13 protein-coding genes are annotated in these 13,112 nt (G+C 57.7%); 8 read left to right on the top strand and 5 right to left on the bottom strand.

Annotation, left to right across the window (positions count from 1 at the left end):
* The first annotated feature begins 1 nt into the window (after position 1).
* Positions 2-1,252, top strand: coding sequence for a valine--pyruvate transaminase (locus tag QSK07_RS19930; protein ID WP_285722569.1), 1,251 nt, complete (start codon positions 2-4; stop codon positions 1,250-1,252).
* On the opposite strand, the gene QSK07_RS19925 is transcribed toward QSK07_RS19930, so the two are convergent.
* Complete coding sequence (locus tag QSK07_RS19925) at positions 1,249-2,709, bottom strand: aminotransferase-like domain-containing protein (RefSeq protein WP_098051933.1); 1,461 nt, start codon at positions 2,707-2,709, stop codon at positions 1,249-1,251. The genes QSK07_RS19930 and QSK07_RS19925 overlap by 4 nt on opposite strands.
* A gap of 168 nt (positions 2,710-2,877) precedes the next feature.
* Here QSK07_RS19925 and QSK07_RS19920 point away from each other — a divergent pair, with 168 nt between their 5' ends.
* The 6 genes from QSK07_RS19920 to QSK07_RS19895 are packed head-to-tail and all read left to right on the top strand — an operon-like array spanning position 2,878 to position 8,600.
* Complete coding sequence (locus QSK07_RS19920) at positions 2,878-4,344, top strand: hypothetical protein (protein ID WP_285722566.1); 1,467 nt, start codon at positions 2,878-2,880, stop codon at positions 4,342-4,344.
* A gap of 17 nt (positions 4,345-4,361) precedes the next feature.
* The gene (locus QSK07_RS19915) at positions 4,362-5,636 is read left to right on the top strand and encodes an ATP-grasp domain-containing protein (RefSeq protein ID WP_285722564.1); all 1,275 of its coding nucleotides are present in this window, start codon (positions 4,362-4,364) and stop codon (positions 5,634-5,636) included.
* On the top strand, positions 5,624-6,331 hold the full coding sequence (locus tag QSK07_RS19910; RefSeq protein WP_098051930.1) for a class II glutamine amidotransferase: 708 nt from the start codon (positions 5,624-5,626) through the stop codon (positions 6,329-6,331). Before QSK07_RS19915 ends, QSK07_RS19910 begins: the two co-directional genes overlap by 13 nt.
* 5 nt (positions 6,332-6,336) lie before the next feature.
* Positions 6,337-7,137, top strand: a complete 801-nt coding sequence (locus tag QSK07_RS19905) for a 2OG-Fe(II)-dependent halogenase WelO5 family protein (protein ID WP_285722561.1) — start codon at positions 6,337-6,339, stop codon at positions 7,135-7,137.
* 29 nt (positions 7,138-7,166) lie between these two features.
* Positions 7,167-7,667, top strand: coding sequence for a YbaK/EbsC family protein (locus QSK07_RS19900; RefSeq protein WP_098051928.1), 501 nt, complete (start codon positions 7,167-7,169; stop codon positions 7,665-7,667).
* 21 nt (positions 7,668-7,688) lie between these two features.
* The gene (locus QSK07_RS19895; protein WP_285722559.1) at positions 7,689-8,600 is read left to right on the top strand and encodes an EamA family transporter; all 912 of its coding nucleotides are present in this window, start codon (positions 7,689-7,691) and stop codon (positions 8,598-8,600) included.
* A 570-nt stretch (positions 8,601-9,170) separates the two neighbouring features.
* Here the strand turns inward: QSK07_RS19895 and ibpA are convergent.
* Complete coding sequence (gene ibpA, locus QSK07_RS19890; protein WP_003849623.1) at positions 9,171-9,587, bottom strand: small heat shock chaperone IbpA; 417 nt, start codon at positions 9,585-9,587, stop codon at positions 9,171-9,173.
* 290 nt (positions 9,588-9,877) lie between these two features.
* On the opposite strand from ibpA, the gene QSK07_RS19885 reads away from it, so the two are divergent.
* Positions 9,878-10,246 (top strand): YceK/YidQ family lipoprotein, encoded by a 369-nt coding sequence (locus QSK07_RS19885; RefSeq protein WP_275222220.1) that lies wholly within the window; start codon positions 9,878-9,880, stop codon positions 10,244-10,246.
* Here QSK07_RS19885 and QSK07_RS19880 read toward each other — a convergent pair.
* From QSK07_RS19880 to QSK07_RS19870, 3 genes are all read right to left on the bottom strand, one after another.
* Entirely contained in the window at positions 10,221-11,480 is a 1,260-nt protein-coding gene (locus QSK07_RS19880) for a YidR family protein (protein ID WP_098053112.1), read from the bottom strand. The two genes, QSK07_RS19885 and QSK07_RS19880, sit on opposite strands and share 26 nt — an antisense overlap.
* Before the next feature lie 116 nt (positions 11,481-11,596).
* Positions 11,597-12,406: a sugar-phosphatase gene (gene yidA, locus QSK07_RS19875; protein WP_098051925.1), complete on the bottom strand. Its 810-nt coding sequence runs from the start codon at positions 12,404-12,406 to the stop codon at positions 11,597-11,599.
* A gap of 99 nt (positions 12,407-12,505) precedes the next feature.
* A complete protein-coding gene (locus tag QSK07_RS19870; RefSeq protein WP_098051924.1) occupies positions 12,506-12,985 on the bottom strand; it encodes a NanQ anomerase/TabA/YiaL family protein in 480 nt (159 codons plus the stop codon).
* Between the last annotated feature and the right edge of the window lie 127 nt (positions 12,986-13,112).

The raw sequence follows: 13,112 nt of genomic DNA, 5'->3' as shown, positions 1-13,112 counted from the left end.
TATGTCCTTTTCTCAGTTCGGCGACAAATTTACCCAACATTCCGGCATCTCACGTCTGATGGAAGATATGGGTGCAGGCCTGCGTACGCCCGGCAACATCATGCTGGGTGGCGGCAATCCGGCGCAAATTCCGGCCATGAACGACTATTTTCAGCAACTGCTGCAGCAGATGCATGAGGAGGGCAAACTCAGCGAGGCACTGTGCAATTATGACGGTCCACGCGGCAAAGCGACGCTGCTCGAATCGCTGGCCGGACTGCTGAGCGAACAGCTTGGCTGGCCGATTACCGCAGAGAACATCGCGCTGACCAACGGCAGCCAGAGCGCCTTCTTCTATCTGTTTAACCTGTACGCCGGTCGCCGGGCCGATGGCAGCAAAAAGCGGGTGCTGTTCCCGCTGGCGCCTGAGTATCTTGGCTATGCGGATGCCGGTCTGGAAGAGGATCTGTTTGTGTCGGCGAAGCCGAACATTGAGCTGCTGCCGGAAGGCCAGTTTAAATATCATGTCGACTTCGAGCATCTGCCGATGAACGATGATGTCGGCCTGATCTGCGTTTCGCGCCCGACCAACCCCACCGGCAATGTGATCACCGATGATGAGCTGATGCAGCTTGATGCGCTGGCACAGCAGCATGACGTGCCGCTGCTGATCGACAACGCCTATGGCGTGCCGTTCCCCGGCATCATCTTCAGCGAGGTGCGCCCGCTGTGGAATCCCAACATCATTCTCTGCATGAGCCTGTCGAAGCTCGGCCTGCCGGGTGCGCGTTGCGGCATTATTATCGCGGATGAGAAGACCATTACTGCGCTGAGCAATATGAACGGCATCATCAGCCTGGCGCCAGGCAGCATCGGTCCGGCCATCGCCAATGAGATGATCCGTCGCGGCGATCTGTTGCGGCTCTCTGAAGAGGTGATTAAGCCGTTCTATCAGCAGAAGGTGCAGCAGACCATTGCAATCCTGCGGCGCTATCTGCCGGAAGATCGCTGCCTGATCCATAAGCCGGAAGGGGCGATTTTCCTCTGGCTCTGGTTCCCCGATCTGCCGATCACCACCGAATTGCTTTATCAACGGCTTAAAGCGCGTGGCGTGCTGATGGTGCCGGGCCACTTCTTCTTCCCGGGGCTGGAGCAGGCGTGGCCGCACACTCATCAATGTATGCGGATGAACTACGTGCCGGATGCAGAGAACATCGAGCGGGCGGTGCAGATTCTGGCAGAAGAGGTTGAGAACGCCTGGCGCGACAGTTAATCCTGCTGTTCCTGTGAATCGGTTAACGACAGCTGGCACCACTGTGCCAGCTGCTGTATCGCCTGTTCCACTTCCGCATTCCAGCCGAAACCGGCATTCAGCCGGAAACAGTGATCGTAGCGCTGATCGGTAGCAAAAATGTGGCCCGGCGCAATCCCGATGCCCGCATTGCGCGCTTTCAGAAACAGCTCGCGCACGTTCAGTGCCCCTCGTGGCATGTCCACCCATAGCACATAGCCTCCTTCCGGATCGGACACCCGGGTTCCCGCCGGAAATTCCCGTAGTACCGACTGCCGCATTTCACGGATTTGCCGCGCCAGCTCGCGACGCAGTTTGCGCAGATGCGCATCATAGCCGCCGCTGCGCAGCAACTCCGCCACCGCCGCCTGTGACAGCACGGAGGTGCCCATGGTGGAGGTATATTTCAGGGAGGCGATTTTGCGCATGTAGTTGACGCTGTGCACCCAGCCAATACGAATGCCCGGTGCCACGGTTTTAGAGAAGCCGCTGCAGAGAATGGCATTGGGGCTGAAGGCGCGCATCGGGAAGGGGCGCCGCTCACCAAAGGCGGTATCGCCAAAAATATCATCCTCAATAATCACCACATCGTTCTCATCCGCCTGCCGCGCGATATAGGCTTTATGCTCGTTGGGAATGCTTTTGCCCAGCGGATTATTGACGTTGCACAGGGTGAGAAAGATCCGCACCGCTTTACGCTGAAACAGCCCGGTGAGCTTTGCCACATTCACATACCCTTCCGGCCCGGCTTCCACTTCAATCACCCGCAGATTCAGGTTATGCAGCATCTGCAGCAGCACGAAATAGCAGGGTGACTCTACGGCCACGACGTCACCCGGCTGGGTGGTGGCACGCAGCGACAGTGAGATCGCCTCGATGCAGCCGTTGGTGATCAGAATATCGTCGGCGCTGATATTGCAGCCATAATCGACCGCGCGGCGGGCAATCTCGGTTTTCAGTGGCGCATAGCCGGTGCCCTTGACCGTATTGCCGAGCAGGGCCGGTTTGCTGTAGCCCATCTGGCGCATCAGCAGGCCGATGCGTTTGACCGGATAGAGCGCGCTGTCGCCGTTAGCCAGATCGAGGCGCACCCGGCAGTCTGAGCCAAGCATCGCCAGATGCAGTTCGGTCTGTTCATCCAGCGGTGCGATGGCATGTGGCTGTTCGCTGATGGCGGGCAGCTGACGTGAAGAGAGCCGCTGCGGGGCGACAAAAAAGCCCGATTTAGGCCGGGCGACGGCGTAGCGCTCATCCTCCAGCGTGCGCAGTGTTTTCAGGGCGGTGGTGAGGCTGACATTGTACTGCGTCGCCAGCGTACGCACCGACGGCAGACGGCTGTCGGGAGCCAGCGAACCGGCATGAATGGCCTGCTTGATCTGTTCTGCTATCTGGCGGTAACGACTGCTCTGACTCTCCTGTTCCCCGATAACATCGGCCATCTGTTCCACCCCATATCGCGCTGATCTGTGCATATTCAACAGAGTACATTCAAAGTACTTTAGGCTGCATCTCTTAATTATTCATGATGCTGAACGGCACGGCGACCCTGCCAGCCCCCGGGCTTCAGGCCATAAAGCGATTCTGTTCACCTGAGGGAAATGCGAGAAATGAATAATCTGCCCGCCATGATGAAGGAGATTGAAGCGTATCTGTCGTCTGCGATCATGGAGTCAGCTCAGCGCTGCTCCGCCCGCCTGCTGGCGGTGTTACCGGATAAGCTGCAGCTGGAGAACAACCGTGTGCTGCTCGCCTATGGCGGCGGAAAAGACAGCAGCTACATGGTGGCTTACGTGCGATACATTCAGGGCCTGATCTGGCAACAGCAGGGCAGCACTTTCTCCCTTCGGGTCAGCACCAACCGCCACGCGGCTATGAATCAGAGCGTGATGGAGAATATCCATCGCGTGTATCAGGCGCTGGCGATGCATGACGATGAACGGGCCGAATGTCTGGTGGTGGATGGCCTGCTGATTCGGCCGTTTGCCCGCGACCTGCCGATGCCGGAGAGCGTGCGGCAGCAGAACCGCCATGATGTGCTGATGAATGGCCATCGCTTTCGTGCCGATGGGCGCTCGACCTTCTGCAATGCCTGTAATCTCAGCATGGTGAACTCCTTTGGCCTCGCGGCAGACTACAACGGCGGCGTGGATCTGATTGTCACCGGCGACTCGCCGCAGGAGCAGGCCGCCTATGTTGCCTGGGCGCGGCACCTTTCACGGCTGTTTGATGCGCCGGTAGCGGACAAAGGCCGGGGCTTCAGCGGCTTTCTCCAGACGCTGGACGGCGTGGCGGAGCGCTACTTCTCTGACGTTTACGGTGCCGATCAACTGACACCCGCACACCGTATTACCCACCAGCTGGCGCGCGATCCGCTGTTTTTCAACATCTATCAGGACACCGCCTATGAAGCGGGCGCGCACTGGGCGCTGCTCAGCGAATTTATGCGTTTTCGTTTTGATGAACTGATGTTCAGCTTTTCTGAGTCCGACTGCGGTAATCCGACACTGATGGCGCACCTGCGCGGACTGCGGGCAGAAACGCTGTTGCAGCGTAACTATGCTGAAGGGATCCGCGAATATGTGCGCTTTGCGCTGGGGCTGATGGTGAAGAAAGATTTTCCGCCACAGCTGATTGATGAGATGGCGGCACGTTATCAGGATGACGCCGCCATCCACCAGCAGCGGCAGCGTGCGGCGGACTTCGCCCTGCAGGCGTTTGACCTTAACGACGACCAGCTGATCTGCATGATCTACTCACCCTTCCTGGCACAGGGAGAACAGCTCGGACAGTGGCTGTCACAGCAGCAGATTGCGCTGGATGAAACAGCCATTCGCGACCTGCTTGAGCAGCGCAGTGAGGATCTCGCGCTGGCCCAGCAGTTAACGCAGCTCTCTGGCCTGACGCTGACGCAGATTCAGCACTGCTGGCAGAGTAAGACGGTCAGTTCGCTGCTGGACGGCAAAAGCCGCGATCCGCTGTCGCGCGTCCTGCGTTTTGATCCCCATAAAGCGGTGATTCAGGTCAATAACGGTGTGCTCAACGACATCGTGACAGAAATCATTTCCGGGCGTTAACCCGGTAAGGCAAGGCGATGAAAAAGATTTTCCTGCAAATTGGCGCCACCCGCGATGGCCAGAACCCCTACTGCGAGGTGGCAAAGCGCGAAGGCTATTTCACCGTACTGGCGGAAATGGGCGATTTTGTCGATTACCAGTCGTTAAGCCTGGCGCTGCCGTTTGATCTGATTATCCGCCTCGACCGTCCTGAGAATCCGTGGGAGGTCATGCAGGCCTATCTCCACGCCGGTTTACTGGCGCATCCGCTGGTGGTGTTGGCGGGCTTTGAAGCCTACAACGCCAGCGCCGGACGGCTGCGCGAGATGCTGGCCGGGCCTGACGCATCCGCCGCCTTTATTCCGCTGGATAAGTATGCGCAGCGCATGGCGCTGAAAAAAGCCTGGCCGCGCTTCCCGCAGCCGGAGTTCCGCTTTTTTGCCTCGCCGCTCAGCATTCTGGATGCGGAAAAGGCGCTGATCTATCCCTGTGTCGTGAAACCGGTGGATGGCGGCGGCGGGCTGGGCATCTGGCTGATTGAGCGCGCCGATCAGCTGCATAGCGTAGTAATGCGGCTGGTACAGACCATGAACTATGGCGGGCGCGGCTTCAGCGGCTTTATTGTGGAAAGCGCGCTGACAGGCACGGAGTTTTCGTTGCAGGGCGTGGTGCATCAGGGGCATCCCCTGGCGCTGACCTGCTGCCAGAAGGTCATTGAGCAGCACCGGGATAGCGAAGGCTGCGTCAGCTTTTATGAGTCGGGGCATGTGGCGATGGCGGCAGCAGCCCTGCCAGCGTCGTTCAGCGGTCTGATGACGTTCTGCTGCGAAACCTTTGGCTATCGTCAGGGTGCGTTTCACATCGATTTCATCGTGGTGAATGGCGTGCCACATTTTCTGGAGATGGGATTCCGGCTCTCCGGCATGGGGGTGGCGACGCTGGTGCAGGCGACGACGGGCATCAACTGGGCGGAAGTCACCTTCCGGCTGGAAGCGGGCGGCGCACTGCCTGCCTTTACCTTCACCCCACCCGGTGCGGTCGGCCAGCTGCGATTACGGCAACCGGCGCAGCTTCAGGCAGCCGAACGCTGGATCGATCAGCATCAGCAGGGTGCGCTGTTGCCACCACTCAGATTGCCGGCATTACAGGTTTCACCCCGATCTTCGCTCTATGCCGATCTGACCCGCCACGCGGGCATTCTGGCAACGTTCAGCCTGACGGCCTCCACGCGCGAACCCATTATGACTGCGTTTCAGCAGATCATTGCCGCGCAATCCGTCACCGCCGGGAGAGACAAAGTATGTGCAGGATGATTCTGGCGCATGGCCAGTTCGACAGCGAACAGATTTTAGAGGCGGCGCGTGCCATGAGTTGCGGTGAAGGCGCCGAACATGATGGCCCGATTAAATCACATCCCAACGGCTGGGGCTGTCTGTGGCTGGAAGAGGGCGAGATTCGGACCCTGCACGGCACCGGCCCGTTCGCCGACGCTCTGCCGGGCATTGATGTGGATCGCCTGCGCAGCCGCTTTCTGGCGGTGCATGTGCGTCACGCCACGCTGAGTAAAAATCAGGGAATCGAATTTTCGCATCCGCTTTGGCGCAACAGCGCCGGACATCACTGGTACATGATGCATAACGGCTTTCTGCCGACCATTTACCGTCAGCTGGGTCTGGCGGAATCCCGCTTCGATTCCGAAGAGTATCTGCATTACCTTGTGGATCAGACCACGCCCGCCGATTTCACCCGCGACTATCTGCGCGCAAAGATGGCGCAGATAGAACCCGGCGGCAGCGCAGGCAATGCCATTTTCGTCACCCGCGACAAAGCCTGGGCGTGGCAGTGGCATCCGCACGATACGCCTTTCCCTGACTACTTTACGATGCATTTTCGGCAACAGGACGGTTGCACGCTGATCGCCTCTGAACCCGTAACAATACCAGGCAGCGCCGGCAGCTGGCGGCGAATGAACAATCATGAACTCTATGAAATACCGTTTAGGGAGTGATAAACATGGCTATTTTCAATCAGTTCCGCGTGATTAATCCCAACATGTTTGTGGAATCGACCTGGCTGGATGACATCGTCACTGCACGGGTGCCGCTGCTGGTGCTGCGTAATTTCCTGACGCCAGAGATGCGGGAAACGGTGGTGGCTGATCTGCAGGGCTGCCGGGAAAAGATCCGTGTCTCTCACTATCCGAATGGCGCACTGACCACGCTGGGTCCTTATCTGGCGCGCCATACGGCGGCTCCCGAAAACTATTTTACCGAGCAGCGCGATATCCAGCCGGCGCTTCCGCCCTCGCTGAACCCGCTGCGCGAACAGATTTACGGCTGGGTGCAGCATGCACTGCGGCTGGAAAGTTTAAACATCGCTCACGAACCGGGTCGTGGCGACTACGCCGGTTCTATCGTGCGCTTTCATGCCAATGGCGTCGCGAACCCGCTGCATAACGACAATATCGTGCGCGACGCCGCAAAGACCTCGCTGGTGGTGACGCAGATCCTGCATCAGCTCAGCTGCGTGGTCTGCCTGCAGGAGTGCAACGCGGGTGGCGCGCTGCGTATCTACAACAAAAAGTGGACGCCGGAGGATGAGCAGTTCAAAACCGCCGGTGAGCTGGGCTACCGCCGTGGCGTGATTGAAAACAGCGAGATCTGCGAATTTTCACCACGCAGCGGTGATATCTATCTGTTTAATCCTGCTTTTTATCACGAGATCGACCGGGTTGAAGGTGATACCCGCATCACCATGGGGTTCTTTTTCGGGCTGACCGATAAAAAGATGAAACACGCTATCGCCTGGAGCTAAGCCAGGTTGTGCCAGAAGAGGAGAAGGGAATGACGACGTTTGAAAAAATTACAGCGCTGCTGGATCAGCATCAGGCCAGCTACCGCGTGGTGGAGCATGAAGCGGTCGGGCAGACCGATCAGATCAGCCAGATCCGCGGCAACGCGCTGGGTCAGGCGGCCAAAGCGATGGTACTGGAGGTCACTATGCCGGACGGTGCGCCATCGCGTCAGCTGCTGGCGATTGTGCCGGGTGACTGTCGGATCAATTTCAAAAGCGCGGCGCGCGCCATCGGCGGCAAAAAGTCCTCGTTCGCCGCGCCAGAGCTGGCGCAGGCACTGACCGGCTGTGTGATGGGTGCGGTGCCGCCGTTTAGTTTTGATGACCGGCTGGCGCTGCGGGTCGATACCCGGCTGCAGCAGGTCGGCACATTATGGTTTAACGCGGGCGAGCTGGAGAAGTCGATCGCGCTGGCTGCAGATGACTATTTTCGCATCGTGGGTGAAGGTTGTTGTGCTGATATCGCCTCCCCGATTGCGATCACCGCCTGACGGCAGCTCAAGGAGTTTCAGATGTCGGTAAAAGATATGCTGTTAGCGCTGTGCGTGGTGGTAGCGTGGGGCGTGAATTTTGTGGTGATTAAGCTCGGGTTGCAGGGCATGCCGCCTTTTTTGCTGGCCGGACTGCGTTTCGCGCTGGTCGCCTTTCCCGCTATTTTCTTTGTGCGTCGCCCGCCGATCCCGCTGCGCTGGCTGGTGGTTTACGGCATGACAATCAGTTTTGGTCAGTTTGCGTTTCTGTTTCTGGCGATCAAGCTCGGCATGCCCGCCGGTCTGGCGTCGCTGGTGCTGCAGGCGCAGGCGTTCTTTACCCTGTTGCTGGGTGCGTTGCTGCTGGCGGAGAAGCTGCGCTGGAATCATATCGTCGGGATTATCATCGCCACGCTGGGGATGTTCATGCTGGCGACGGCGGGGATGGAGGGGCAGACCAGCGCCGGGATTACGCTGACTACTATGATGCTGACCCTGTCGGCGGCGGTGTCATGGGGGCTGGGGAATATTACCAACAAGATTATTATGCGGAACCACAGTGTGCCGATTATGTCGCTGGTGGTCTGGAGTGCGCTGGTGCCGGTCATTCCCTTCTTTGCCTGTTCGCTGCTGTTTGAGGGGCAGGCCGCCATCGTCAACAGCCTGCTGCATATCGGCCTGCAGACCGTGCTGGCGCTGTTTTACCTTGCGTTTGTCGCCACCATTATCGGTTACGCTATCTGGGGGAATTTACTCAGCCGCTATGAAACCTGGCGCGTCGCGCCGCTGTCGCTGCTGGTACCGGTGGTCGGGATCATTACCGCCGCGCTGGTGCTGGATGAGCACCTCTCTGGTCAGCAGATGCTGGGTGCGGTGGTGATTATTCTGGGGCTGCTGGTGAATGTATTTGGTGGCGTGCTGGGTCAGCGTTTAGCGATGCGAACGCAGCCGTAATTTAAAAATCTTCGCTGACGCGGCCTTTGTAAGCGTTATAGCTCAGAGCGCAAAACAACGCTGGTGCTGCTCTCTTTTTCAGGCAGCTCATAAATTCAAAGCGATGAGCATACGCCTGTAGCAAAGTATCGCGCCGCCCGCACAAAAACACCGGGAGCGTTTTTGAACAACGCAAAGCGTTGGCCCGTTTACGGGCGCACCTCAGGGATGAGGTGCGTAATCGACCGCGCTGAGCCGCCATGGATGGCGCTTTTGCGAAAGGCGTATACTCCCTGAGCCTGTGTACCCACTGACATCAAAAACAAAAAACGCCGCTAACGCGGCGTTTGAGATTGTTGACAACGTCCAGCTCGGTAGCGGTAAGACCGAGCCTGCGAAGGGAACACGGTCAGATCGGAAAGACGCAAAATCGCCATCCATGGCATGCTCGGCCCGCGCCGTCCCTGCCGCGGGACGCTTTCCTCCTCTGACCGTATTCCCTGCGCCTTAAGCTTATTCATTGCTGCCAGACTCACCCTGATTTGGGTTTTTCAGCAGCCTGAAATGCCGCGTTAATGGCGTCTGTCAGGATTACTTCAGAATCTCAATACGGCGTGGTTTCGCCTCTTCCGGCACCAGTCGTTCAAGATCGATGCTCAGCAGACCATTTTCAAGACGGGCATCGCGCACCACAATGTGGTCGGCGAGCTGGAATTTACGCTCGAAGTTACGCTCGGCGATTCCCTGATACAGGTACTTACGCTCGGCCTGCTCTTCAGGATGGGCACCCCGCACGATCAGCACGTTATCGTGCGCCGTGATATCCAGTTCGCTCTGAGAAAAACCGGCCACTGCAATGGTAATGCGATAGTGATTTTCATCGACCAGTTCAACATTATAGGGAGGATAGCCGCCATTGCTCTGATTCTGATTAGATTCGAGCAGGTTAAACAGGCGATCAAAACCGATAGCAGAGCGATAAAGTGGGGTGAGATCAAAGTTACGCATATTAAGACTCCTGAAATTCAGCAAGTTTTGGCAACCTTCCACAACTGGACAGGCTGGATACGGCACCTCACTGTCCCTTGCGGCGACGGTAAGTGCGTCCGTAAACTAAAAATGGGTGTCACAAAACGATTTTCAAGAGGGCGAAGTGCAATTTTTTTCGCCAAATTGCGGAAATGACATACACTCAGGACTACTTTTGCCAGACGCAAACGGACTTCGCCCCAGAGTGTTGACGTTGTCTGGCAAGCCAACTCAGCCAGGCTAATGCCATGGCTGAAGGGATGATGATGATGAAATTGATGAAGACCTTACCTCTGGCAGGAATGGTGTGCTGCGCTATGGCAACAACAGGCTGTTCCAGCGTGATGTCTCATACCGGTGCGAGTCAGGGCTACTATCCAGGAACCCGTGCCAGCGCTGACATGCTGACGGATGGTGATACCAGTTGGGCGCTAAAGCCGCTGGCGTTAATCGATCTTCCTTTCTCTGCCGTTCTGGATACGCTGCTGCTGCCGTGGGACTACTACCGTAGCGACAAAGACAAATCGCTCGACTCCCCACGTGAACGTATTCTGCAGAGCGAAAAGCTGGCGCATACTAATGAAAGCCTGGCACAGGCGCAGCCTATGCCACCTATGCGATCACAGCCGCAACCGTAAAGAGCTGCCGCCAGCCATTCACCTCACGCATAAAAGCAATCTGTGACCCGTCCGGTGACCAGACTACCGCGTCACCTGACGGTGCTTCTTCCGTTCTGTGCGTCAGACGCTGACACGCGCCGCTCTCAACCTCACATCGCATCACGCTGTTATTGCAGATAAAGGCAATTGACTGGCCGTCAGGATGCCAGCTAAAGGCGGACTGAATGCTGTGGCTGAGTTCGGTGATCTGACGCGGTTCGCCGCCGTTGGGAGAGACCGTCCAGAGCTGGATCACCGCACCGGCATCCGCCATCAGAAACGCGATCTGGCTGCCATCAGGCGCAGTACGCAGCCAGTGGCGCGGTTGCAGCGCCACGCCACGACTGTGCGTCAGGCGACGCTGCTGCACACCAGCCGGTGGCGCAGGTAACTGCGCGCGGGTGCCCTCCAGCGGACTCTCTCCGGCGCGCGCGTAATCTTCCAGTTTGTCTGGCAGATCAACAATAAAGACTTCGGGACGCTTCTCACCCTGCGCCGTCAGCGTGTCGCCGATAAAAGCGATGGCCCAGCGCTGCCAGCGGCCGTCTGGTTTCTGATAGCCACGCTCACCGACCCAGCACTCCTCATAAGCACGATTGATCTGGTCACTGCCCGGCTGCGGTTCCGCATGCGTCCTGCTCACCAGCAGGCAAAAATACGTGCCGTCATACTCGCGCGGATGCTGTTTAACCGGCGTCACCGCGCGCAGCGGCACCGCGATACCGACGTTGCGCTGATCCAGACGGCTATCCCGCTCATGCATGACATGGTCATTGTAGGTAAAGCTGAGACGTGAACCGTCAGGGCTGAAGACATGCACATGCGAGCCGCCGCGCAGCGCGCCAGGGGTAAAGGGCGGTGTGATATCGCAGGCATCCAGATTTACCGCCGCGCCGTTCTCAACAATCACACCGCGCCGGTGATGGAAGTCATACTGCCAGCTGGCATCGGGATGTTCCGGGCCATGAATGCAGACGTAGCGCGGGGGCAGATCGGGGCTGACCGTCACGACGCCGACATGTGCCCCATCCCGGGCCTGATAGAGCACCTCAACGTCACCGGTCAGCACATTGACCCGCTCAATGGTCTGGCTGGTAAAGGAGGCACCTGATGGACGGACGTCAAACGCGAGCCACTGGCTGTCGGCCGTCCAGACATTAATATTGGTTAGCTGATGCTGACGGGCAGCAAAGGTGATCTGTTTTTCTGACATGATGAAACCCACGGAAAAAGCGTTGCCCGACAAATTACGCGATTCCGTTTTGCGGTGCAGCTTTTTTGGCGGGGTAAGGGAGCCGGGCCGCAGCGGCCCGGCAGAGAACAGGGCCGTTACAGCACTAACTCTTCAATGGCATGGGCGACGCCATCTTCCATATTGGTTCGGGTAATGAACTGCGCGATTTTCTTAACAGAATCAATGGCGTTACCCATCGCAACGCCGGTTCCGGCATAGTCAATCATCGCCAGGTCATTCTCCTGGTCGCCAATCGCCATCACTTCTTCCTGCTTCAGGCCGAGCTTCTCCGCCAGCATTCTGACGCCCTGGCCTTTGTTCACCCGACGATCGAGGATTTCGAGGTAATACGGCGCACTCTTCAGGATGGTGTAAGTCTGCTGAGCATGCTCGGGCAGGCGGGCAATTGCCGCGTCGAGCAGGGCGGGCCGATCAATCATCATCAGTTTCGGGAAGCGCATAGTGCGATCCATCTCTTCCACAGCGCGATAGCGCACCGGAATGCCGGTCAGGCTCGCTTCATGGATGGTGTATTCGCTGATGTCTTTGTTCGGCGTGTAGAGATGAGATTTGTCGAACGCCTGGAAGTGGACGCCAAGCTCACGCGCCAGATTCTCAATGTAAAGGTAATCATCAAAGGTCAGCGTCACTTCTGCCACACACTCACCATCTGCCGCCTGATGAACCAGCGCACCGTTGTTGCTGATCGCGTACTGGCCGGGCGCCTGCATATCCAGTTCCATCAGATAGCGCTGGATACCTACAAACGGCCGGCCCGTGGTCAGCACAATCGACACGCCCTGCTTACGGGCACGATCCAGGGCGGATTTTACTCCCGGTGTGATCTCATGTTGCGGATTGAGCAGGGTGCCATCCATGTCGATAGCGATCAATTTAATAGCCATAGAGTCCTCGTAGCGTCTGGGTTTTGTTCAATGCTAGCGCGATTCAGCGCACATTGACCAGTTTCCTGGCAGGCGGGAATGGCCAGCGAACCGCCAGAATCAGGCGGTGAAGAGATCGCGGTGGATTTTAATCACGGCTTTTCGGATTGTTGCGGGTTCGCCAGGCGCGCAGCAGGGACGATGGATATCGTGCGGGAAAAAGAGCGCGAACATGCCGGGCAGCAGCGTAATCACCGACTCGTTCGAAATCGTCTGATAAAACACTACATCGCGCTGTTCGGCGAAATCTTCGGTAATTTTCTGGTCGGCATGGGCGCGGGCCACACCAATATTCTCGGTGCCTGCCAGCAGATACTGAATATCGATGTAGTTAAAGTGGGACTCTGCACGACGCGCGCTGGCGGGTTCGGTCATCATCTCCTGCACCAGACAGAACATTTTGTTGTCAGGCAAAATCTCATATTTGCCGGTGTCCAGCTGGCTGAAATCGGTTCCCGCAATCCAGCTTATTGCCTGATCGATGACCGGATGAAAGGCGTGACGTTCTCTGTCCCAGTCGTGACGATCGCAAACAATCATGGTGTAACTCCCTGTAAAAATGCGTGCGCCGGAATAGCGCAAAGAGAGGCAAGAGTAAGGGAGCTGACCGGGTTAAAACGTGATCGGGGTCGCAGCATGCGGGCAGCAGAACCCGCCTCGCCGTTTT

The organism is Pantoea sp. QMID4 (genome assembly GCF_030270445.1).
GTDB lineage: Bacteria > Pseudomonadota > Gammaproteobacteria > Enterobacterales > Enterobacteriaceae > Pantoea > Pantoea vagans.
The sequence above is the reverse complement of the archived record's forward strand: the minus strand, read 5'-3'. Positions and strand labels throughout refer to the sequence as shown.

Bases quoted from the DNA above. Each gene is read 5' to 3' on its own strand.
- QSK07_RS19895 (WP_285722559.1), top strand. From the start codon at position 7,689: ATGTCGGTAAAAGATATGCTGTTAGCGCTGTGCGTGGTGGTAGCGTGG.
- QSK07_RS19910 (WP_098051930.1), top strand. From the start codon at position 5,624: ATGTGCAGGATGATTCTGGCGCATGGCCAGTTCGACAGCGAACAGATT.
- yidA (WP_098051925.1), bottom strand. From the start codon at position 12,406: ATGGCTATTAAATTGATCGCTATCGACATGGATGGCACCCTGCTCAAT.
- QSK07_RS19870 (WP_098051924.1), bottom strand. From the start codon at position 12,985: ATGATTGTTTGCGATCGTCACGACTGGGACAGAGAACGTCACGCCTTT.
- QSK07_RS19880 (WP_098053112.1), bottom strand. From the start codon at position 11,480: ATGTCAGAAAAACAGATCACCTTTGCTGCCCGTCAGCATCAGCTAACC.
- QSK07_RS19885 (WP_275222220.1), top strand. From the start codon at position 9,878: ATGAAATTGATGAAGACCTTACCTCTGGCAGGAATGGTGTGCTGCGCT.
- ibpA (WP_003849623.1), bottom strand. From the start codon at position 9,587: ATGCGTAACTTTGATCTCACCCCACTTTATCGCTCTGCTATCGGTTTT.
- QSK07_RS19900 (WP_098051928.1), top strand. From the start codon at position 7,167: ATGACGACGTTTGAAAAAATTACAGCGCTGCTGGATCAGCATCAGGCC.
- QSK07_RS19905 (WP_285722561.1), top strand. From the start codon at position 6,337: ATGGCTATTTTCAATCAGTTCCGCGTGATTAATCCCAACATGTTTGTG.
- QSK07_RS19925 (WP_098051933.1), bottom strand. From the start codon at position 2,709: ATGGCCGATGTTATCGGGGAACAGGAGAGTCAGAGCAGTCGTTACCGC.
- QSK07_RS19920 (WP_285722566.1), top strand. From the start codon at position 2,878: ATGAATAATCTGCCCGCCATGATGAAGGAGATTGAAGCGTATCTGTCG.
- QSK07_RS19930 (WP_285722569.1), top strand. From the start codon at position 2: ATGTCCTTTTCTCAGTTCGGCGACAAATTTACCCAACATTCCGGCATC.
- QSK07_RS19915 (WP_285722564.1), top strand. From the start codon at position 4,362: ATGAAAAAGATTTTCCTGCAAATTGGCGCCACCCGCGATGGCCAGAAC.